This is a genomic window from Pseudomonas sp. GG8, assembly GCF_052976945.1.
The window spans coordinates 4,579,141-4,600,343 of record NZ_JBRIIP010000001.1; the positions used below are offsets into that span (position 1 = coordinate 4,579,141).

Annotated in this window: 18 protein-coding genes; 7 read left to right on the forward strand and 11 right to left on the reverse strand. The window is 59.5% G+C overall.

What is annotated here, in order from left to right:
- Positions 1 to 19: 19 nt before the first annotated feature.
- Genes miaA through ACVBEG_RS21855 form a run of 5 tightly spaced genes read right to left on the reverse strand, consistent with a single transcriptional unit; the run spans position 20 to position 6,301 of the window.
- Positions 20 to 991, reverse strand: coding sequence for a tRNA (adenosine(37)-N6)-dimethylallyltransferase MiaA (miaA, locus tag ACVBEG_RS21835; RefSeq protein WP_322177573.1), 972 nt, complete (start codon positions 989 to 991; stop codon positions 20 to 22).
- Positions 991 to 2,928 (reverse strand): DNA mismatch repair endonuclease MutL, encoded by a 1,938-nt coding sequence (gene mutL, locus ACVBEG_RS21840; RefSeq protein WP_447108304.1) that lies wholly within the window; start codon positions 2,926 to 2,928, stop codon positions 991 to 993. Before mutL ends, miaA begins: the two co-directional genes overlap by 1 nt.
- Positions 2,925 to 4,337, reverse strand: coding sequence for an N-acetylmuramoyl-L-alanine amidase (locus ACVBEG_RS21845; RefSeq protein ID WP_407074643.1), 1,413 nt, complete (start codon positions 4,335 to 4,337; stop codon positions 2,925 to 2,927). Before ACVBEG_RS21845 ends, mutL begins: the two co-directional genes overlap by 4 nt.
- A 15-nt stretch (positions 4,338 to 4,352) precedes the next feature.
- Positions 4,353 to 4,823: a tRNA (adenosine(37)-N6)-threonylcarbamoyltransferase complex ATPase subunit type 1 TsaE gene (gene tsaE / locus ACVBEG_RS21850; RefSeq protein WP_443691362.1), complete on the reverse strand. Its 471-nt coding sequence runs from the start codon at positions 4,821 to 4,823 to the stop codon at positions 4,353 to 4,355.
- Positions 4,811 to 6,301 (reverse strand): NAD(P)H-hydrate dehydratase, encoded by a 1,491-nt coding sequence (locus tag ACVBEG_RS21855; RefSeq protein ID WP_322277960.1) that lies wholly within the window; start codon positions 6,299 to 6,301, stop codon positions 4,811 to 4,813. The genes tsaE and ACVBEG_RS21855 overlap by 13 nt, the downstream gene beginning before the upstream one ends.
- Positions 6,302 to 6,362: 61 nt before the next feature.
- Between ACVBEG_RS21855 and queG the strand changes: the two genes are divergently transcribed.
- A complete protein-coding gene (gene queG, locus ACVBEG_RS21860) occupies positions 6,363 to 7,442 on the forward strand; it encodes a tRNA epoxyqueuosine(34) reductase QueG (protein WP_447108305.1) in 1,080 nt (359 codons plus the stop codon).
- Between the two features lie 19 nt (positions 7,443 to 7,461).
- Here the strand turns inward: queG and ACVBEG_RS21865 are convergent, their stop codons facing one another.
- Positions 7,462 to 8,073 carry a trimeric intracellular cation channel family protein gene (locus ACVBEG_RS21865; RefSeq protein ID WP_322177569.1) on the reverse strand — a complete coding sequence of 204 codons (612 nt, stop codon included), beginning with the start codon at positions 8,071 to 8,073 and terminating at the stop codon, positions 7,462 to 7,464.
- Between the two features lie 113 nt (positions 8,074 to 8,186).
- The gene (orn, locus tag ACVBEG_RS21870; RefSeq protein ID WP_322177568.1) at positions 8,187 to 8,741 is read right to left on the reverse strand and encodes an oligoribonuclease; all 555 of its coding nucleotides are present in this window, start codon (positions 8,739 to 8,741) and stop codon (positions 8,187 to 8,189) included.
- Positions 8,742 to 8,840: 99 nt separating this feature from the next.
- Here orn and rsgA point away from each other — a divergent pair, with 99 nt between their 5' ends.
- On the forward strand, positions 8,841 to 9,872 hold the full coding sequence (gene rsgA, locus ACVBEG_RS21875) for a small ribosomal subunit biogenesis GTPase RsgA (protein ID WP_219062421.1): 1,032 nt from the start codon (positions 8,841 to 8,843) through the stop codon (positions 9,870 to 9,872).
- A gap of 62 nt (positions 9,873 to 9,934) precedes the next feature.
- On the opposite strand, the gene motB is transcribed toward rsgA, so the two are convergent.
- Positions 9,935 to 10,957, reverse strand: coding sequence for a flagellar motor protein MotB (motB, locus tag ACVBEG_RS21880; protein WP_322177566.1), 1,023 nt, complete (start codon positions 10,955 to 10,957; stop codon positions 9,935 to 9,937).
- A gap of 3 nt (positions 10,958 to 10,960) precedes the next feature.
- The gene (gene motA, locus ACVBEG_RS21885; protein WP_322177565.1) at positions 10,961 to 11,812 is read right to left on the reverse strand and encodes a flagellar motor stator protein MotA; all 852 of its coding nucleotides are present in this window, start codon (positions 11,810 to 11,812) and stop codon (positions 10,961 to 10,963) included.
- A gap of 207 nt (positions 11,813 to 12,019) precedes the next feature.
- On the opposite strand from motA, the gene ACVBEG_RS21890 reads away from it, so the two are divergent.
- The 4 genes from ACVBEG_RS21890 (at position 12,020) to ACVBEG_RS21905 (ending at position 17,358) form a co-directional block, all read left to right on the forward strand.
- Complete coding sequence (locus tag ACVBEG_RS21890; protein ID WP_322177564.1) at positions 12,020 to 13,555, forward strand: HDOD domain-containing protein; 1,536 nt, start codon at positions 12,020 to 12,022, stop codon at positions 13,553 to 13,555.
- A gap of 45 nt (positions 13,556 to 13,600) precedes the next feature.
- Entirely contained in the window at positions 13,601 to 14,416 is an 816-nt protein-coding gene (gene rhdA / locus ACVBEG_RS21895; RefSeq protein WP_322277956.1) for a thiosulfate sulfurtransferase, read from the forward strand.
- An 89-nt stretch (positions 14,417 to 14,505) separates the two neighbouring features.
- Entirely contained in the window at positions 14,506 to 15,375 is an 870-nt protein-coding gene (asd, locus tag ACVBEG_RS21900; RefSeq protein ID WP_322182998.1) for an archaetidylserine decarboxylase, read from the forward strand.
- A gap of 180 nt (positions 15,376 to 15,555) precedes the next feature.
- Entirely contained in the window at positions 15,556 to 17,358 is a 1,803-nt protein-coding gene (locus ACVBEG_RS21905; RefSeq protein WP_322277955.1) for a molecular chaperone, read from the forward strand.
- A 69-nt stretch (positions 17,359 to 17,427) separates the two neighbouring features.
- Here the strand turns inward: ACVBEG_RS21905 and serB are convergent, their stop codons facing one another.
- Complete coding sequence (gene serB / locus ACVBEG_RS21910; RefSeq protein WP_322177562.1) at positions 17,428 to 18,645, reverse strand: phosphoserine phosphatase SerB; 1,218 nt, start codon at positions 18,643 to 18,645, stop codon at positions 17,428 to 17,430.
- Positions 18,646 to 18,775: 130 nt separating this feature from the next.
- Here serB and ACVBEG_RS21915 point away from each other — a divergent pair, with 130 nt between their 5' ends.
- On the forward strand, positions 18,776 to 20,326 hold the full coding sequence (locus ACVBEG_RS21915) for a histidine kinase (protein ID WP_322177561.1): 1,551 nt from the start codon (positions 18,776 to 18,778) through the stop codon (positions 20,324 to 20,326).
- Positions 20,327 to 20,449: 123 nt separating this feature from the next.
- Here the strand turns inward: ACVBEG_RS21915 and ACVBEG_RS21920 are convergent, their stop codons facing one another.
- Entirely contained in the window at positions 20,450 to 21,160 is a 711-nt protein-coding gene (locus tag ACVBEG_RS21920; RefSeq protein ID WP_322177560.1) for a PqiC family protein, read from the reverse strand.
- Positions 21,161 to 21,203: the final 43 nt, after the last annotated feature.

The following is a 21,203-nucleotide window of genomic DNA, read 5'->3' on the forward strand; positions in this document are numbered from 1 at the left end:
AGACGGCAATTGCACGGTATCAGCTCAATATGGAGACCGATGCCATGTATTTCAAGGCACGTGGCAGATTGTCGCAAGCCAGACTGTCCAGCCACTGCAAATCTGCCCAACTACGCAACCAGGTAAACTGTCGCTTGGCCAACTGGCGCGTGGCAATAACGCCACGCTCCTGCATCTGGTCCCACGTCAGTTTGCCATCCAGATGATCCCAGACTTGGCGATAGCCCACGGCTCGCATCGACGACAACCCCGCATGCAGGTCACCTCGTGCTCGCAGAGCTAGGACCTCGTCAACAAACCCCTGTTCCAGCATATGTACAAATCGTTGCGCAATACGGTCATGCAGTACGTGGCGATCTGCCGGAGCGATGGCCAGGTTTGCGACAGTATAGGGCAATTGATGACGTCCCGAAGCGGCTGCGTCAGTACTTTGCGCAGTTTGTTGCTCGCGATGTGCGGTCATGCTCAATCCGCTCACCCGATAAACTTCCAGAGCTCGAATCAGCCGCTGTGGATCATTGGGATGAATTCGCGCCGCCGACACCGGATCAACCTGGGCCAATTGATCGTGCAAGCCCTGCCAGCCAAGCGCGGCGGCCTCGGCTTCTAGCTGCGCACGAACGCTCGCATCGGCGGGCGGCATATCCGCCAACCCCTCCTGCAATGCCTTGAAATACAACATGGTGCCGCCCACCAGCAGCGGAATATTGCCGCGCGCAGTGATGTCGGCCATCGCAGCCAATGCATCGGCACGAAATTCGGCAGCCGAATAGCTTTGCACGGGGTCAATAATGTCGATCAGGCGATGGGGGAACTCGGACAACAGCTCTTTGGACGGTTTGGCGGTGCCGATGTCCATGCCGCGATACACCAACGCCGAATCGACGCTGATCAGCTCGCAGGGCAGAACCTTGGTCAGCTCAATGGCCAGATCGGTCTTGCCTGCAGCGGTGGGGCCCATGAGGAAGATAGCCGGGGGCAAAGCACTCATCAGCGACCACGCTGGAAAAGTTTGTCCAGATCGTCCAGACCCATCTGGGTCCAGGTCGGTCGACCATGGTTGCATTGGCCACTGCGCTCTGTGTTTTCCATGTCGCGCAGCAACCCGTTCATCTCCGGCAGGGCCAGGCGCCGATTGGCGCGAATCGCGCCGTGACAGGCCATGGTCCCCAGCAGCTCGTTGAGGTGTGCCTGAATCCGGTCACTGGTGCCGTATTCCATCAGGTCAGCCAACACATCATGCACCAGCCGATTGGCTTCGGCTTGCTTGAGCAACGCCGGGATCTGCCGAATCGCCAGGGTTTCCGGGCCCAGCCGCTGTAGCTCGAAGCCCAGGCGCTGGAACCAGGTGACATGTTCTTCGGCGCAATCGGCCTCACGCTGACTGACTGCAATGGATTCCGGGACCAGCAATGGCTGGCCGCTCAGTCCTTCGCTGGCCATGGCGATTTTCAAGCGTTCGTACATGATGCGTTCGTGGGCGGCATGCATGTCCACCAGCACCAGACCGTGGGCATTTTCCGCGAGGATATAAATCCCCTTGAGCTGAGCCAGGGCATACCCCAGCGGCGGGATGTCGTCCTGAGAGCCAGGTAAAGGCGCCGCACCGCCTTCAGGCAGCGGCGCGAAGAACTCGCGATACGCGCTTTGCGCCTCGGCCGTCGGCAGTGGCGCGGAGGTGCGAGGCGAGTACTGGTATTGATACCCAGCGCCTGAACCTGAGCCCGCCGGCCGCACGTAAGGTTCGGCCTGTGGCTGTTCCAGCAGATTATTGGCCAGGCGCATTTCGCCTTGAGGGCCGAACTCACCCGCATCCGGGCCGCTCGGGCGGATCAGCGCCGTCGCTGGAGCGGTACCCGCCAGCTGATCTTCCGGGCGGACATCCCCTAGCGCACGGTGCAGCGTGCCATACAGGAAGTCATGCACCATGCGCCCGTCACGGAAGCGTACTTCGTGTTTGGTCGGGTGCACATTAACGTCGACCACCGCCGGATCGACTTCGAAAAACAGGACGAAGGTCGGGTGCCGACCATTGAACAGTACATCGCGGTACGCTTGGCGCACCGCATGGGCGACCAGTTTGTCGCGCACCGCACGGCCGTTCACGTAGAAATATTGCAAGTCTGCCTGACTACGGGAGAACGTCGGCAAACCGACCCAGCCCCATAAGTGCAGACCGTTGCGCTCAACCTCGATCGGCAGCGCCTGCTCCAGAAAGCCTGGACCGCAGATGGCTGCCACACGCCGGGCGCGAGCGTTGTCATCATTCGCTTCGTGCAGGCTGAGGATCGTCTTGCCGTTGTGCCGTAAATGAAACGCGACATCGAAACGCGCCAGCGCCATGCGTTTGATCACTTCTTGCAGGTGATCGAACTCGGTTTTTTCGGCTTTGAGGAATTTGCGCCGCGCCGGGGTATTGAAGAACAGATCGCGGACTTCGACTGAAGTGCCCACCGGGTGAGCGGCGGGCTGCACCCGCGAGGCCATGTCGCGGCCTTCGGTTTCGACCTGCCATGCTTGATCGGCATCACGGGTGCGCGAGGTCAGGGTCAAACGCGCCACCGAGCTGATCGACGCCAGCGCCTCACCCCGAAAGCCCAGGCTCATCACTCGTTCAAGGTCTTCCAGTTCGCGAATTTTACTGGTTGCGTGCCGTGCGAGCGCCAACGGCAAATCATCGGAGGAAATCCCGCCGCCGTCATCACGGACACGCAACAGCTTGATCCCGGCCTGTTCGACATCGATATCGATGCGCTTCGCCCCTGAATCCAGGCTGTTTTCCAGCAGCTCCTTGATCACCGATGCTGGCCGCTCGACCACCTCACCGGCCGCGATCTGGTTCGCCAGCCGCGGGCTAAGCAGCTCAATCCGCGCACTGCTATTGATCTCAACGCTGTCGATCACACTGTCCGCTGCCGACTCGCTCATGGCTGAGCTGCCAACGCATTACTCGGGATATCCAGCCGCTGCCCTACTCTGAGTTCATCGGAACTCAAGCTGTTGGCATGACGTAGTGTCGCCACGCTCACCTGGTAACGAACGGCGATCATGGCCAGTGTCTCACCCGAGCGAACCGTGTGGTCGCGCGGCCCCTGGACGATCTTGCCACTGTCCCGCAGCCAGGCGATATAGGTGCCCAGCGGTGGATTCTGTTGGAAGAACTGTTTCACACCCGAGCTGATCGAGCGCGCCAATGCCTGCTGATGAGATGAGCCTGCGAGTTTCGCCGCTTCCTCCGAGTTGGAGATGAAGCCGGTTTCTACCAGGATCGATGGGATATCCGGAGATTTGAGCACCATAAACCCGGCCTGCTCGACCCGGGATTTGTGCAGCGACGTAACCCGTCCAATATTGCTCAGGACTTTCTGCCCGACATTGAGACTGGAAGACAGTGAGGCGGTCATGGACAAGTCCAGCAGCACCCCGGCCAACATCTTGTCCTTGTCGTCGAGGCTTACGGCGCCAGCGCCACCAATCAAGTCGGAACGGTTTTCACTGTCGGCCAGCCAGCGCGCGGTTTCGGACGTAGCACCGCGCTCAGACAGGGCGAACACCGACGCACCGAACGCGGCCGAGGACGGCGCGGCGTCGGCGTGGATCGAAACGAACAGGTCGGCGCCCTTCTTGCGGGCGATCTCCGTGCGTTTGCGCAACGGAATGAAATAGTCACCAGTACGCGTCAGCTCCGCACGGTAGCCTTTCTCCGAGTTGATCTGGCGCTGCAGCTCCTTGGCAATAGACAGCACGATGTCTTTTTCTTTCTGACCTCGCGCACCACCCGCGCCAGGGTCTTCGCCACCATGGCCGGCGTCGATGGCAATCACAATATCGCGCTTGCCATTGGGGACAGGCACCAGCCTGATCTCGGGCTTGGCCGGGCTGATGGGCGCAGCGGGTGCGGTGTTGGCAGCTGTATCGGGCACCACCGGGGCCGCCTCGGCGTCCTGGTCGAACAAATCGACCACCAGACGGTTGCCATATTGCTGGTTGGGGGCAAGGATAAAGCTTTTCGGGTTTACCGCCTTTTTCAGGTCAATGACCACGCGCAAGTCGGTCGGTGTGCGCTGAGCCGAACGCATGCTGGTGATCGGGGTATTGGCCGTAGAAATCTTCAACGGCGCCGCCAGCGTCGCGCCGTTGATGTCGATAACCAGACGATCAGGTGATGTCAGGGTGAAAACACTGTGCTGGACCGGCCCGGACAAGTCGAAAACCAGCCGAGTGTTGTCCGGTGCACGCCATAAGCGAACACTTCGTACCTGTGTAGCGGCTAACGCGTCAACAGCCAGCGCCGTCAGCAGCAGACCTACAACAGTAACCAGCGCGCGCATGCGCATACCTAACCCCATCATTTATTTGAATTCCAAAGCCAAAGCGGCACACCAGGTTTCCCCACGCGAGCCTCTTGGGCTCAAAGTCAGTGATCGACCTTCCGCATGCGGCCTAATGGTAATGGTCAGGTCGGGCTTTGGCAAAAAGCCCGCACCACGTTGGGGCCACTCGATCAGACAAAGCGCACTCCCATCGAAGTAATCACGGATACCCATGTACTCTAGCTCCTCCGGATCGACCAGCCTGTACAGATCAAAGTGAAAGGCCCGAACCGGTCCGATTTCATAGGGTTCGACCAGGGTGAAGGTCGGGCTTTTGACGGCACCGACATGCCCAAAGCCCCGGATAATCCCGCGTGACAGGGTGGTTTTGCCCGCACCGAGGTCGCCTTCGAGAAAGATCACCCCAAGCCCTTCGGTAACCTGAGCGATACGTGAACCGAAGCTCATCATGGCGTCTTCATCGGCCAGGTGCAGCGTTAGTTCAGACACGGTGACTGTTCCTCCAATAACTGACGAATGGCTGGAATGACATCACTGGCCGCCAGCCCCCGGCCCGATTTCCCTGCACGCTCGCCAGCGCTGGCGTGTAACCAGACCGCCAGACACGCCGCTTCGAACGCCGGCAGTTTCTGCGCCATCAGCGCCCCGACCAGTCCAGCGAGCACATCGCCCAAACCAGCAGTGGCCATCGCCGGATGACCGTGATCACACAACGCCAGCCGCCCATCGACGCTGGCAATCAGGCTGCCCGCCCCTTTGAGGACGACAACCGTCTTGTATTTCTGTGCCAGCGCCTGCGCCGCAGCCGGACGATCCGCCTGAACCGCCTGAGTGCTGACCCCCAACAACCGCGCCGCTTCGCCTGGATGCGGGGTGATCACGCTATCGGGCGGCAGGGTCACAACGCCAACGGCCAACAGATTCAGCGCATCGGCGTCCCACACTTGCGGACGCTGGGCATTGGCCGCCGCTGACAACAGGCTGCGCCCCCAACTGGCCTGACCCAAACCAGGCCCCACCACCAGCACGGCAGCCGGCTCGATCAAGGCGCGCAATTGATTGGCCGAGCTGATGCCCGCGCTCATGACTTCCGGGGCTCGCGTCAGCGCGGCCGGCACATGTTCACGGCGGGTCGCGAGCGTCACCATGCCCGCACCACTGCGCAAGGCGCTTTCTGCCGACAACAGGGCCGCACCACCAAACCCGTGATCACCGCCAATCACCAACACGCGACCGAACAGCCCTTTGTTCGCCGAGGCAGATCGAGCGGCCAGACGCGGCAAATTAAACGTATCCAGGCGTTTAGCACTGACGGGCGTTTGCGCCACGATCAGCGGATCGGCCTGCAGGTCATCGAATACCAACTCGCCAACCCGGTCCACGGCATCGCCGGTGAGCAACCCCAGCTTCAGACCGATAAAGGTCACCGTGAGCTGAGCCCGAACCGCAACGCCAAGGGTTTTACCGGTGTCGGCACACACCCCGGAAGGAATATCGACCGCCACGACAGGCAGACCGCTGGCATTGATCGTATTGATCGCGCTGCGGTAAGGCTCTCGCACCTCACCGCTCAGGCCCGTACCAAGCAGCGCATCGAGGACAATGCCGCTCAGCACCCGCTCGGTGGACCAGCGCACGATGCTGACGCCCGCCTTCACCGCCTCGGCGTGTGCCTGCAAGGCGTCGCCAGACAATTGTGCAGGATCACCCACCGCCAGCACCACGACCTGCCAGCCCGCTCGCCGGGCCTGCGCCGCGACCAGATATCCGTCACCGGCGTTATTCCCACGCCCTGCCAGCACGGTCAATTCACGTGCCTCTGGCCAATGGCGACGCAATGCTCGCCACGTCGCATGGGCCGCACGCTGCATCAATTCAATGCCAGGCGTGCCGGCCGCAATCAGGCGGGCGTCGAGGTCTCGCACGTGGGCTGCGCAGTACAATGCGTCGGGTTTAGTTGGCAACATGCGTCATAGGCTCCGATGTCTGGCAGAATTATACGCACCTCCGCTCCGGTTTCCTCTTCACATGCCCGCTATTATTGCCAATCCGCCAATTACCGCCGACCTGGCCACCCTGGCCCAATCGATCAAGACCTGGGGACGCGAGTTGGGCTTCCAGCAAGTCGGGATCGCCGGCCTGGATCTGGCTGAGCATGAACAGCACCTGCAACGCTGGCTCGATGCGGGTTACCACGGCGAGATGGACTATATGGCCGCCCACGGGAGCAAACGTTCGCACCCGGAAGAGCTGGTGCCGGGGACGCTGCGCGTGGTGTCGCTACGCATGGACTATCTGCCGGGCGACACTGAAATGGCGCAACGTCTGGCCCAGCCGGAAAAAGCCTACGTCTCGCGCTACGCCCTGGGCCGCGACTATCACAAGCTGATCCGCAAACGCGTCCAGCAACTGGCCGAACGCATCCAGCACGCCATCGGTCCGTTTGGTTATCGGGCGTTCGTCGACAGTGCACCGGTACTGGAAAAAGCCATCGCCGAACAAGCCGGGCTGGGCTGGATCGGCAAAAACACCCTGATACTCAATCGCAAGGCCGGCAGCTATTTTTTCCTCAGTGAGTTGTTCGTCGACCTGCCGCTGCCCGTCGACCCGCCGCACACCAGCGAACATTGCGGGCGCTGCACGGCCTGCCTGGATATATGCCCTACTGCAGCGTTCGTCGGCCCTTACGTGCTGGACGCCCGACGCTGCATTTCCTACCTGACCATCGAGCTCAAAACGGCGATCCCTGAAGAGCTGCGCCCGCTGATTGGGAATCGTGTGTTCGGTTGCGATGACTGCCAGATCGTCTGCCCCTGGAACCGCTTCGCCCGCCCCACCAGCCAGGGTGATTTTCAGCCACGGCACAATCTGGACAACGCAGGGCTGGCCGAGTTGTTCCTGTGGGATGAAACAACCTTCCTCAGCAACACCGAAGGCTCGCCCCTGCGCCGCGCCGGTTATGAGCGCTGGTTGCGCAATCTGGCAGTTGGGCTGGGCAATGCACCATCGACCATTCCCGTGCTGGAAGCGCTGGAAGCTCGACGCGACTACCCGTCGGAGCTGGTGCGTGAGCATGTGGAGTGGGCGTTGAGGCAACATGGGCGATGAAACGGTGCAGGTCCGGCTTTTACGGCTCGTCGTTGTAAATAAACTTGGGCATTTCCCAACGGAAACGGATCGCCAGCAGCCGCAACAAAAAACCGCCAAACAAGGTGATCAGAATTGCCTGCTCATTGGGTAACTCCAGGTATTGGCAGATCAGATAACACCAGGCCGCCACGAATGACACGCTGGCGTAAAGCTCGCGACGGAAAATCAACGGGATGTCGTTGCAGAAGATATCTCGCAAGATGCCGCCAAATACCCCGGTAATCACCCCGCAGACTGACGCGACCAGCATGCCATGCCCGGTCTCCAGCGCTGTCATGCAGCCGATCAGCGTGAACGCCACCAACCCCACCGCATCCAGTACCAGAAACAACGAACGCAAATGGCGCATCAACGGCGCAATGAAGACGGTCACCAACGCCGCGACGCTGGTCAGAACCAGGTATTCAGGGTGTTTGACCCAGGTCAGCGGATAATGACCCAGCAACACATCACGGACCGAGCCGCCGCCCAGTGCAGTGACGCAGGCAATCAGCACCACGCCAAACCAGTCCATCCCTCGCCGTCCGGCTGACAGCGCCCCCGTCATGGCCTCCGCAGTGATGGCGATTAGATAAAGCATCAGCAACATGGCGGAGTCCCCGCGATAAAGCCGCGCAGTCTAACCAGTCAGACGAGGCACCAAAAGAGGGCGCGGCGAAATTTATCGCCACGTCTCAGCTTTCATATAACGTTGCTGACCTGTTACACCTTAATGAAGTGCTCACGGTAGTGACGCAATTCGCCGATCGATTCGCGAATATCGTCCATCGCCAGATGGGAGCCGCCCTTCTCGAACTTCTTCAAGTTTGGCGCCCAGCGGGCTGCCAGCTCTTTAAGCGTGGAAACATCGAGGTTGCGGTAATGAAAGTAGTGCTCAAGCGTTGGCATGTGCCGATACAGAAAGCGACGATCCTGACAAATGCTGTTACCGCAGATCGGCGAGCTGCGTTCCGGCACCCATTGCTGGATAAAGGCCAGGGTCTGCGCTTCGGCTTCAGCGGTACTGATGCGGCTGTCACGGACCCGTTGAGTCAAGCCAGAGCCACCGTGTTGACGGGTGTTCCACTCATCCATGCGGGCCAGCGTCTCGTCACTTTGATGCACGGCAATCACCGGCCCTTCAGCCAGCGTGTTCAGTTCGCTGTCGGTGATGATGGTCGCCATCTCGATAATGACGTCGGTGTCCGGGTCCAGACCGGTCATCTCCAGGTCGATCCAAATCAGGTTCTGCTTACTAAATTTTTCTTGCGTGGGCATGTCGCGACTCCTCAACTTAGGCGCGCAGTTTAGCCTAGCGGGACATGCTAGACTTGCGGCGTTTTACCTAATCAGCTGCTTTATCGACTCGGAACACCCATGGCCAAACGCCAACTCAATCGTCGCCAAAACTGGCGCATCGAAAAGATTCAGGGCGAGCGCGCCTCCCGCGCCGCCAAACGTGAATCGCAGACCCTTGAAACACTTGAGGGCGGCGATCTCGGCCCTGAGCAAATAGGGCTTGTGATCGCTCACTTTGGTGTGCAGGTCGAAGTAGAGGCACAGGAAGGCGAGCAAACCGGTCAAGTGTTCCGTTGCCACTTGCGCGCCAACCTGCCGGCGCTGGTCACCGGCGACCGGGTTGTCTGGCGTGCCGGCAATCAGGGTATCGGCGTCATCGTCGCGCAACTGCCCCGCACAACCGAGCTTTGCCGCCCGGACAGCCGTGGTCAGCTCAAGCCGGTTGCCGCCAACGTCGATCTAATCGTGATCGTCTTCGCGCCGATGCCGGAGCCGCACGCCAACCTGATCGACCGTTATCTGGTTGCCGCCGAACACGCGGGGATTCGTCCTCTGCTGCTGTTGAACAAGGCTGACCTGATCGACGACCAAAACGCTCCAGCGCTCAATGCGTTGCTGGCAGTTTATCGGCAGTTGGGCTACCCACTACTGGAAGTGTCCGCCCATCAAGGCGACGGCATGCAGCAGCTGCAAACCCAGCTGGACGGGCATATCAGCGTGTTTGTCGGTCAGTCCGGTGTCGGTAAATCGTCGCTGGTCAACAGCTTGCTCCCGGAAGTCGAAGCCCGTGTCGGCCCGCTTTCCGAACTGTCGGGTCAGGGCACTCACACCACGACCACCGCGCGCCTGTTCCACTTTCCACGCGGCGGCGACTTGATCGACTCCCCGGGAATTCGCGAGTTCGGCCTGGGCCATGTCAGCCGCGCCGATGTCGAAGCTGGCTTCATCGAATTCAATGATTTGATCGGAACCTGCCGTTTCCGCGACTGCAAACATGATCGCGAACCGGGCTGTGCCCTGCTCAAGGCCCTTGAAGAAGGCCGCGTTCAGCAACAACGGATGAACAGCTACCGCTCGATCATCGCCAGCCTGCCTGAAAACAGTTACTAAGCTTTCCTGCACGCAGTAAAAAGCCGCGATCATCGCGGCTTTTTTGCACCTGTTGACCCACCCTACTTCTTGGTCTCATCCATCTTCAACACGCCATCTTCAAAGATGTTGAGCTTGTCTCGCAGTTCATGGGGCTGCAGGGGTGCTTGCGAGGCCGGATCTACTGAAGTACCAGGGGTGACAGCCGGAGCAGCGGCACCGGGTGCTGGCGTCCCGGACTCAGGCGTTTGCGGTGCTGACTGGGTACCCTCGATACGCTGCTGGGCTTTCTTGGTCAGCACAATGATGTCGATACGACGGTTCACCGGGTTCTGCGGGTTTTCATGATCGTATAAGGATGACGACGCGTACCCGACGACGCGCGCCACTTGCGATTCAGGATAACCACCCGCGACCAACGCCCGACGCGCAGCGTTGGCTCGGTTCGACGACAACTCCCAGTTGCCGAACTCTTTGGTCCCGGCATAAGGCGTAGCGTCCGTATGACCGCTGATGCTGATTTTGTTCGGCACAGTTCGGATGGTGTCTGCCATGGCCAGCAGGATATCTTCGAAATACGGCTTCAAACGAGCGCTGCCAATGTCGAACATCGGCCGATTTGCAGCGTCCATGATCTGTATGCGCAAACCGTCCTGGGTGATTTCGAACAATATCTGGTCCTTGAACTTCTTCAGTTCCGGATTTTCCTCGACCTTGTTCTGCAGCTCTTGCAGCAGCATATCCAGACGCTCCTGCTCGACTTGCTCTGCAACGGCGTCGACCTTTTCGCTCTCGATCTTGATTTTGTCTTGCTGCGGCACGGTCTCGACTTCGGGATTCAAGGTTTTGTCGGGCGCAAGCGTTGGCGACCCCCCCAGGTCAATGATGAACGGCGTGCCGCTTTCACTGAAACCGATCGGATCCTTGAAGTACCCGGAAATGGCAAGTTTCTGTTCCGGAGTGGCCGAGGACATCAGCCACAACACCAGAAAGAACGCCATCATCGCCGTCGCAAAGTCGGCAAAAGCGATTTTCCAGGCGCCGCCGTGGTGCCCGGCGGCATAGCGCTTGATGCGCTTGACGATTATCGGCTGATTATTTTCCATGACTCAGCGACCGCGAACCGCTTGCTCCAGCTCACTGAAGCTGGGGCGATGCGCTGGATACAGAACCTTGCGACCGAACTCCACAGCCAGTGATGGCGGCATGCCCGAGGCCGAGGCAACCAGCGACGCCTTGATGGCTTCAAAAACGTTCAACTCTTCCTTGGCGTCATGGGCCAGAGACGTGGCCAACGGGCCGAAGAAACCGTACGCAGCGAGAATACCGAAGAAGGTACCCACCAGTGCGGCACCCACGTGCATGCCGATCGCAGCCTGGTCACCCTCACCCAGCGAAGCCATGGTCACCACGATGCCAAGCACCGCCGCGACGATACCGAAACCGGGCATCGCATCGGCAATCCCGGTGACCGCGTGGGAAGGATGGTCCAGCTCTTCCTTCATGCTTTGTAATTCCATGTCGAACAAGCCTTCAAGCTCGTGCGGCGCCATGTTCCCTGACGACATGATCCGCAGGTAATCGCAGATATAAGCGATCATGCGCTCGTCTTTGAGCACGCCGGGGTACTTGGCGAAAATCGGGCTGGCCGCGGCATCTTCGATATCCCCTTCAATCGCCATCATGCCTTCGCGGCGGCTCTTGTTGAGAATCTCGTAGATCAGGCTGAGAACTTCCAGATAAAACGCGTGATTGAAGCGCGTGCTGAACATCTTCAGCGACTTCTTGATCACGAGGAGGGTCGTGTAACCGGGGTTGGCCTGGAGGAACGCACCCAATGCCGCGCCACCGATAATCATGACCTCGAAAGGCTGGATCAACGCGGCAATCTTGCCGTGAGAAAGGACGTATCCGCCGAGCACACTAGCGAAAACGACAATGATGCCGATAATTTTAGCCATAGATAAAGAGTTCTTACTGAGTCGGGTTCGAGGTCATGAGCGGAAGTTCTTGAAACTCTTCTTCTACTTATCGGCATAAGTGCGCCAGACTATAGTCAGTTAAGGCGAAAAGCCAGTTCGGCCCGCATAGCGAGGAGTCTGGCGTCGATCGGTCCTTGAACCCGGCATACGACATTATCCTGACCTCTTAGCCGTACAGGCCCCTGCATGCCCCCAGAAACCTCAGCACAGCTTCCCGTTCCACGCAGCCTCGACGCTTGGCTCAAGCAACTGGAGAGCATCCGCTTGCCTGTGCCCATCGCCAGCCACGAACGCGTGCTCGGTGCGCTGGCTGATAGCCGCCGCTCGTTGCGCGAGATTGCCGAGCTGATGCAGGAAAGTCCGTCGCTGGTGCTCAGCGTATTGCGCGAAGCCAATCATCACAGTACTGGCTTGTCGGAACCGGCGGAAAGTCTTGAAGTTGCCATCAACCGCCTGGGCTTGAAACGTACCGAAGAATTGCTCCAGCGCCTGCCCGCGCGGGCCCCGCAGGACATACCACCAGCCCTGCGCCAGTTACAGCTGATCAGCCAGCACGCGACGCAGCAGGCCAACGGGCTGTTCGCCGGTCGCCTGGCTCGACTCTGGCAAGACATTCACTGGGGCAGTTTGCTGTTCTTGTCGCCGCTGTGGCCAATGGCGGTCGCCCATCCCACACTGCTTGAGGAATGGGAGCTGAGGGTGATTCACAAGGGCGAGTCGGCGCTGATCGTTGAAACCCAATTGTTCGGCGTCAGCCTGCTCAAACTGTGCCTGACAGTGGCTGAAGCCTGGCGCCTGCCCATGTGGGTCACGCAGGGTTATCGGCTGCTGATCAGTGAACGCCGATTGCTGGTCAAAGCGATACGTATTTCCCGCGACCATCTCCACCCGTTACGCCAGCGGCAACTGCTGGACGAGGACCCTGCCCTGCAACGCTGGCTCAACCATCCGGCCAATACCATCCTGCTGGCCAACGGCATCGCGCTGTCGGCGCAACAGGCCTGGGATACCCCGCACAGCCTGCGCTGGCAGTTGCTCACCAGCCTGTACCTGCAACAACCCCTGAGTGAAGTGCAACAGCAACTGCACCAACAGGCGGTGCAAAGCGCTCGCCAACATTGGGCGCGCGGGCTTTGGCACCCTGCAGAAGCGTTGATCTGGCCGTGGGAAACACGGCGGATGCACCGTGGCCTGCTGCCTGCGCCGCCACCGTCGGCCGAGGCACTGCTGGCCTGGCGCAAATGCTGCACCGAGCTGTTGGTCGAGCCCAGCGGCTTCAACAACGCAATGCACCTGACTACTTCCGCCCGCGATGCGTTAGTGGCCTGCGGCATGCAGCGCGTCATGCTATTGATGACGGACCGCAACATGACCACCCTGCGCGTTCATCAAATTGCAGGGCTGGACAAAAGCGCGGCCAACCTCACGCTGCAAATCAGTGAAAGCACCGTCTTGCAACGCTTGCTCGCGCAACCGACCCAATTGCGCTTGAATCCAGCCAACAACGCGCAGTTTTCGGCGCTGTTGCCCGGACAGCTGAAAGGGCTGTTTACCGGCGAGCATCTGTTGCTACGCTCACTCAGCAGCAACGGTAAGGTGGTCATGCTGGTGTTTGCCGATCAAGGCGGCGGACCACTCTCGGAAATCAGCGTGCAGGCCTTTGGTAAAACCGCGCAATGTATCGAGCGCGCCTTAAGCAGCTTTAGCGCCCGCAAAGCCTGACGCGTAAGCTACAATTTGCCTCTTTTTTCTGATCTGGAGAACTAAATGCCGGACTTCTCTAGCTTGCCGCTGGTCATCGAGCCCAGCGACCTGCTGGCCCGCCTTGACGCGCCAGAACTGATTCTTGTCGATCTGACCAGTAGCGCGAGCTACAGCGCCGGACACATTCCCGGCGCACGCTTCGTCGATCCGAAACGCACACAAATGGGCCACCCACCCGCGCCGGGCCTTTTGCCGTCGCAGGCCCAGCTTGAAGTCCTGTTCGGTGAGCTGGGGCATAATCCTAAAGCGGTTTACGTGGTCTATGACGACGAAGGCGGCGGTTGGGCCGGACGCTTTATCTGGTTGCTAGACGTGATTGGTCACTCACGCTATCACTACCTCGACGGCGGCCTGCATGCCTGGCGAGCTGAAGCGCGGCCACTCTCGAGTGAGGTTCCACCGAGCGTTGGAGGTCCCGTGCCATTGACCCTGCACAGCGAACCGACCGCGACCCGCGAATACCTGCAATGTCGTCTGGGCGCTGCCGATCTGGCAATTTGGGACGCACGCGGACCGACCGAATACTCAGGCGAAAAAGTCCTCGCAGCCAAGGGTGGGCATATCCCCGGCGCGGTCAATTTCGAATGGACCGCTGGCATGGACCCGGCACGCGACTTACGCATCCGCAAGGACATGCCGCAGATTCTTGAAAGCCTGGGCATCACGAAGGACAAGGAAGTGATCACCCATTGCCAGACCCACCATCGCTCCGGCTTCACCTATCTGGTGGCCAAGGCGCTGGGTTATCCGCGCGTCAAAGGTTACGCCGGCTCGTGGGGCGAATGGGGTAACCACCCAGATACGCCTGTCGAAAAATGAGGCGATCCATCAGCCCGGGTCACCGCTGACCAGGGCCCGTATTGCAACCTCTTTTAACTGCAACTTTTTATAGATGCTTCGCTTTAGGAATTTTGATGAAACAGCGTTTGTTTATCCTCAGCCAGTACCTGATGCCACACCATTTGTTGTCTCGTCTGGCGGGCTGCGTTGCCGAGTGCAAGGTGCGCTGGTTCAAAAATGCCTTCACCGCCTGGTTCGCCCGGCGCTATCAGGTGGACATGACGCAAGCCTTGGTCGAAGACCTGACCGCTTATGAGCATTTCAACGCTTTCTTCACCCGCGCCCTGAAGCCTGGCGCACGACCGCTGGATGAAACGCCTGGCGCGATCCTCAGCCCTGCCGACGGCGCAGTCAGCCAATTGGGCCCAATCGATCATGGTCGAATTTTCCAGGCCAAGGGTCACAGCTTCAGCGTGCTGGAACTGCTGGGCGGTGATGCAAACCTGTCCGCACCGTTCATGGGTGGTGAATTCGCGACGATCTACTTGTCGCCAAAAGACTACCATCGGGTCCACATGCCGCTGGCCGGGACTTTGCGTGAAATGGTCTACGTGCCAGGACGCATTTTCTCGGTCAACCAGACCACAGCCGAAAACGTCCCTGAGCTGTTCGCCCGTAACGAACGCGTAGTTTGCCTGTTCGATACTGAGCGTGGCCCAATGGCCGTGGTGTTAGTGGGCGCGATGATCGTCGCCTCGATTGAAACAGTCTGGGCCGGTTTGGTTACACCGCCCAAACGCGAGCTGAAAACCGTACGCTATGACGAAGCTGCTCGCGCGCCGATTCATCTGGAGAAAGGCGCTGAGCTTGGACGCTTCAAACTGGGCTCCACCGCCATCGTGCTGTTCGGGCCAAATCAAGTAAAGTGGGCCGAACAGCTTGCCGCAGGCACTCCGGTGCAGATGGGGCAAGCCATAGGCCTGGCTGCCCAGGCGTGACGTCAAGTCACGCCGCTCAATACCCTCAATCCGATAGACTGACGGGCGAGTATTGCCGCCCGTCGGCGGCACTCGATCATCAAAGGCTGCGACTGCACGCCTATGCTGCTAAAGTCGAATCTGGCAATGTTCAGATGAGCAGCCGCTCGAGCCATTGTGCTGTTGGAGTTTGTCGGGCAAATGAGTAATTCAAGTCTGGAGTTGTTGCTGCGTGTACCCACGCCAACGCAGTCGAGCCTGTCGTTCTGCGATGCCACTCCGCGCGACCTGAAACGCTGGATCTCAAGCCTGCCCAAAGCCAATCTCGGTGAAACCGCCCGCCTGCTCTACCAAAGTATGGGCGAGCTCAGCCAGTTACTGACGCCCAGCGACAACCGCCTGCAATTGCTCGAACTCCTGCGCCCCGAGGTTTATTACGTCTGCAAGAACCTTGAGCGGCACTTCCTCAGTCAGGCGATTGTGCTCGACGAACGCCCGCGTAAAGTTGCGAACCTCTGCCAGGCCCTGCAAAACCACTTGGCCATTGGCTACAAACAGATCATCGCGCGCGTCTCGCCGAACCTGACTAAAGATAGAGCTTCGCTGCTGACCACCGCCATGCAGCGCGCTATGCACTGCCTCAATGGCTCTTTGATTCGCGCCAGTCAACTGTATTGCCCCGTACCAGAGGGCCTGTGGCTTGAGCTGCATCAGATTTATCTGATTGCGCGTCAGCATCAGTTAAATAACATCGCCGTGCCCGACAGCCTGGCGAGCCATACCCAGACGCTGAGCATCGAGCAAACGTATGGGGTGGCTTTGCTCTTGGGTTGTTCGCGCTGTAACCAGATGCGTCAGCTCAATATCGGCCGCTTGGCCGAAGTCCTCGGGTCCTGGAGTGCATTGATCAAGCTGCAATCGCCAGCGGAAGACTCCAGCCTGTTCGCTGTAGCACAGACCGTCGATGCGCCACCGCGTTACAAGTCACTGTTCCTTGATGAGCAACTGCCCGGTCTGCTGGGCATCAATCCACTGCCACTGGCGGCAGCCATCAAGGACTACCTGGACTTGCCCGAGGAGAAACGCGGGCAATCGCCGCTGCTAGTACCCCACGGCTTCACTCTGGATCTGTTGCAACACCTGGCGGCGGCCTGGGGCGACGTCTCCGAACGGACGTTTCAGCGCACGGCCGGCCAAGGCACCCTGACCTTGTGCCTTGGGATGAACGCCCTGCACTATTACCTGGGCGGACAGAAGTCGTTCAGCGAGATGCTCAAACTGCCCGCCGTCAGTCAGACTGCACAGTTCACGACGCAGTTCGCCAAAATCGCCTCCACCGATGCGTGGGCCACCACCTTCGACAGTGAGCGTGACGGCACATCGGACAGCATGCTGCCGTACGAGGAGATTCAGTATCAGCAGGCCGAAGTGGACGGTGGCGACCCGGTGTCCAACGCCCAGCAGACGTTCCCGACCCACGCCCTGAACGTTATCAACCACAGTCCGGGCGGCTACTGCCTGGCGTGGCCCAAAGACGTTCCGCCTCAGTTACAGGCAGGGGAAATGGTCGGCATTCAAGACGGTGCCGGTCAGGGCTGGAGTATCGCGGTCGTGCGCTGGATTCGTCAGGTTCGCGGTGGCGGCACGCAAATGGGTATTGAACTGGTTGCACCCTATGCTCAGCCATGCGGCCTGCAACTGGTACGCGTCAGCGAGCCAAGCAGCCAATACCTGCGGGCACTGCTGCTGCCTGAAGTGCGCGCAATCGACCAGCCAGCGACGTTATTGGCGCCGCGCCTGCCCTTTCAGGAAGGCAACAAGGTAAGGATCAACACCAACGGCGAAGAGCGTCGGGCCGGCCTGGGCAAGCGTCGTACCGGCACCGGCAGCTTCAATCAGTTCGAATACCAGACGATTGAGGCGCCACGCAAGAAAGGCATCGCCGGCGGCGCCGAAGATGCGACGTCCGGACAAGAGTTCGACTCGTTGTGGACGTCTTTGTAACAGGCGGCGCACCTGGTAGCACTTGGTAGGCAAGCCTGCTCCCCCAGTCAGACTGAGGGAGCAAAAACCTTATAAGCCCCGCCCATCCCGATCACGAAAACCGAGCAGGTATAGAATCCCGTCCAGCCCCAGCGTCGAGATCGCCTGTTTGGCCGACTGTTTGACCAGCGGTTTGGCTCGGAAAGCGACGCCAAGACCGGCAATCGCTAACATCGGCAAATCATTGGCCCCGTCACCGACGGCAATCGTCTGCTCAAGGCTCAGGCCTTCTTTGTGCGCCAACTCACGCAGCAGGTCGGCTTTGCGTCGAGCATCGACGATCGGCTCGATGGCCACGCCGGTAACCTTGCCATCGACCACTTCCAATTCATTGGCGAACACGTAGTCGATGCCCAACTTGGCTTGCAGCTGTTTGGCGAAATAAGTGAAACCACCCGACAGAATCGCAGTCTTGTAGCCCAATCTCTTGAGCTCGGCGAACAGGGTTTCAGCGCCCTCGGTCAGACGCAACGAAGCCCCTATTTCATCCAGCACACTGACGTCCAGGCCTTTAAGCAGCGCCAGTCGCTCTTTGAAACTGGCGCGAAAATCCAGTTCGCCACGCATGGCCCGCTCAGTAATTTCCGACACCCGCTCGCCGACACCGGCCGCCTTGGCCAGCTCGTCGATAACTTCAGCCTCGATCAGCGTCGAGTCCATGTCAAATACCGCCAGACGGCGGTTGCGCCGAAACAGCGAGTCCTGCTGGAACGCGATATCAACATTGAGTTCTTGCGCCACGCTGAGGAACTCGGCCTGCATCGCACCTGGATCGGCCGGCTCGCCGCGCACGGAAAACTCGATGCAACCCTTGCCTTTATCGGCTGGCGTATCGAGCGGCATGCGTCCCGACAGGCGATCAATCTGATCGATGTTCAGGCCATACTTGGCGGTAATGGAACTGACACGCTGCAATTGCTCGGCCGTGACCTTACGGGTGAGCAACGTCACGATATGCCGCGCCTTGCCCTGCCCGTTGACCCAGTGCGCGTAGTCCTCTTCGGAAACTGCCGTGAAGCGCACCTGCTGATCAAGCTTGTAAGCCGTGAACAGGATGTCTTTAAGCACCGAGGAGCCTTGTTCGGTTCCCGGAATCTCAACCAGGATGCCGAACGACAACGTGTCGTGGATCACCGCCTGACCAATATCGAGAATATTCACCCCACCCTGGGCAAGCACCCCGGTAATGGCCGCAGTGAGACCCGGACGGTCTTCACCAGTGATGTTTATCAGGACGATTTCGCGCAAGGCGCACCCCCGCAGTGGAAAAAAACCGCATTCTAACCACTTTCAGTGACCATCGGGCACAGCGAGCGCTTTGCCGCTCAAGGGTCGGTCGCTATACTGCCCGGCAACTTCACCAAAAGAACCGTGCTCAGTGAACCGGCCCACGCCAGTTAAAACCGATAATTTTTTCCTGCTGATCTTTCGGGCATTGCGCCATAGGCGTGTACCGCTTGCTTTGCGCATAGCCAGCCATAACGTGATTCTGGTCGCCTTGGCGTTGGTGATCTATGCCTGCGTGATGGGCCTGCAGTTCAAGCAGGCCATGCACGAACAGGCTGATGCCCTCGGCCAGGCCCTGACCACGCAAACCGCGACGTCCGCCACGGAACTGTTGGTGTCCAACGACATCCTCAGTCTCAACGTACTGTTGGGCAATCTGGTGAAGAACCCGCTAGTGGCCCACGCAGCCATCTACAGCGTGGATAACCGCATCCTTGCAGAAGCCGGTCAGCGCCCTAAAAACGGCCTGCTGGGTGAAGCCGAAGGCTTGTACGAGATCAAAATCACCTTCCAGGACGTGATCGCCGGGCATCTGCGCATCAGCCTGGACATGGCGCAATTCCAGCAGCCGATGACCATCAGCTTGCAAAGCATGGGCATCCTCAGCGGCATTCTGCTGGCATTGGCACTGGCGCTGAGCTTGCGTCTGGGTCGTTATATCTCGACGCCCCTGCTGCAATTGCGCGTGTGGCTGCGCGATATCGACGAGCACACACCCGCCACCGAGCGTCAGGATGAAATCGGCGACCTGGCCCGTCAACTGCACGCCTCGTTCGCGCCCGAACCGCCTGAACCTCAGCCCGTTCCGGAACCCGAATACGACGAACACGCTGGCAACGATCCGCACCTTGAAACCGAAGAGGACGACGAACCCGGGTTTACCGCGAACGACCTGCACGAACCTGGTTTCGATGAAGCACCTAAACCTCGCCTGCCAGCGCAAGCGCCGAGGCGCATCGTCGCGGAAGAAGATGAAGAGGACGAAGAAGACCCCTTCGCCGATCTGCGTGATCATTCCACCCCCGCACCCGTGGTCAAGCACGCTCCGATTGTCCCGAGCCAGCCGCAACACAGTGCGGTACTGGCCGTACAGCTTGGCGCCCAGGATCAACTGCGCCGTTTGCCCCGCGCTCGCCTGACCGATTTGCTGCAACGTTACCGTGACTGCCTGGATCAGGCGGCATCGCTGTATCAAAGCGAACTGCACACCCTGAACGATGGCAGCACGCTGATGCTGTTCCATAGCCAGGACAGTGGCGAGGATTACCTGACCAACGCAATTTGCTGTGGCGAGCTCCTGCGCGCCCTGGGCCATGCCTTGCAGATCGAGGTCGCCGACAGCGGCATCACTCTGCAATTGCAGTTAGGCCTGACCCTGAGTGACGGGCTGTTCGGTTTGAGTCAAATCGACCTGTTGCTGACCGAAACCGCCCAAGATGCACTTGCGCTGTCACAACACAGCCGGAACCTGCTGCTGGTGGAGCGCAAGATCAGTGATGATGTCCTGATCCGCCAACGCGCCCGTATCCGACCTATCGCCAGCCCGGAAGGCGCTTGCTGCGTCGAACGGCTGATGGAACCCTACCCATCCATGCTCGAACGCCAACTGGCGCGGATGCATGAGAGCCGGGGCAAGGTTTAGCGGATACCGCCATCGCGGATAAGCCTGCGCCAGCCTGCGCCAGCCTGAAGGTGTTGGTGAGTCACCGCCCAATAAAAAGCCCACATCGCTGTGGGCTTTTTATTGGGCGGTGGAGCCACTTCCTTAGAAGCGGAACACTTCCATATCCGTACGAATCGGTGAAGCCAAGGGAATCTTTGGTCTGCCCTGATCTTGCTCTTTATTAGTGCGAGTCTGAGCCGAAGGCTGCTTTTTAGGTTCGTCCGCAGGCTGGTTGGCCAGGGGTTTGACCGCAACGCTCAACTGATCGGCCAGACGCTGCAAAAGTACGCCCTGCGCTTTTACCTGTGCAGCAGAGGTCCCGACGTGGGGCTCTTCCAGGTGAATCAGTCGGCTATCGCGAACCTGGCCCCTGCGATCAAGCAAGCGCCACTGAGCATCGAGCACCGCTGGTTGGCTTACACCCGAATCAAGCCGGGTAATGGACAATAAGACCTGCACATCCGGTGTAAAACCAGCGACAGCCGGTGCCAGCACCACCCGCTGACTGTCCAGCTTCCAGGCCAGTCGGCGCAACAGTAGTTGATCGATGTCAGAAGACAGACTACCCGCCCAGCGACCATCGGCCGATGCCGTCAGGCTGCCATCCGGCTGCCGTTGCAACAGGGTTTCACGTTGAAGGTAATCGGCCACTGAAACCGGCCCCAACAAAACAGCCAGCCCTGCACTTTGTTTAGGTTGACCCGGCTCACCGGCGTCAAGCTGATATAACGAAGTCGGTTGTTGCATGCTGCAACCGGCAAGCCCAATTACGCCGGTCATTAATAAAACAAAAGGAAGGCGTAAAAAATTCATCATCCCATCCAGGTAGTCGCCACAAGGCACACCACAGCGTCAA

What these genes read in the sequence shown, in the direction of transcription:
- miaA (WP_322177573.1), bottom strand. Translation starts at nt 991, where the DNA reads ATGAGTGCTTTGCCCCCGGCTATCTTCCTCATGGGCCCCACCGCTGCA.
- mutL (WP_447108304.1), bottom strand. Translation starts at nt 2,928, where the DNA reads ATGAGCGAGTCGGCAGCGGACAGTGTGATCGACAGCGTTGAGATCAAT.
- ACVBEG_RS21845 (WP_407074643.1), bottom strand. Translation starts at nt 4,337, where the DNA reads ATGCGCATGCGCGCGCTGGTTACTGTTGTAGGTCTGCTGCTGACGGCG.
- ACVBEG_RS21855 (WP_322277960.1), bottom strand. Translation starts at nt 6,301, where the DNA reads ATGTTGCCAACTAAACCCGACGCATTGTACTGCGCAGCCCACGTGCGA.
- queG (WP_447108305.1), top strand. Translation starts at nt 6,363, where the DNA reads ATGCCCGCTATTATTGCCAATCCGCCAATTACCGCCGACCTGGCCACC.
- ACVBEG_RS21865 (WP_322177569.1), bottom strand. Translation starts at nt 8,073, where the DNA reads ATGTTGCTGATGCTTTATCTAATCGCCATCACTGCGGAGGCCATGACG.
- orn (WP_322177568.1), bottom strand. Translation starts at nt 8,741, where the DNA reads ATGCCCACGCAAGAAAAATTTAGTAAGCAGAACCTGATTTGGATCGAC.
- rsgA (WP_219062421.1), top strand. Translation starts at nt 8,841, where the DNA reads ATGGCCAAACGCCAACTCAATCGTCGCCAAAACTGGCGCATCGAAAAG.
- motB (WP_322177566.1), bottom strand. Translation starts at nt 10,957, where the DNA reads ATGGAAAATAATCAGCCGATAATCGTCAAGCGCATCAAGCGCTATGCC.
- motA (WP_322177565.1), bottom strand. Translation starts at nt 11,812, where the DNA reads ATGGCTAAAATTATCGGCATCATTGTCGTTTTCGCTAGTGTGCTCGGC.
- ACVBEG_RS21890 (WP_322177564.1), top strand. Translation starts at nt 12,020, where the DNA reads ATGCCCCCAGAAACCTCAGCACAGCTTCCCGTTCCACGCAGCCTCGAC.
- rhdA (WP_322277956.1), top strand. Translation starts at nt 13,601, where the DNA reads ATGCCGGACTTCTCTAGCTTGCCGCTGGTCATCGAGCCCAGCGACCTG.
- ACVBEG_RS21905 (WP_322277955.1), top strand. Translation starts at nt 15,556, where the DNA reads ATGAGTAATTCAAGTCTGGAGTTGTTGCTGCGTGTACCCACGCCAACG.
- ACVBEG_RS21920 (WP_322177560.1), bottom strand. Translation starts at nt 21,160, where the DNA reads ATGAATTTTTTACGCCTTCCTTTTGTTTTATTAATGACCGGCGTAATT.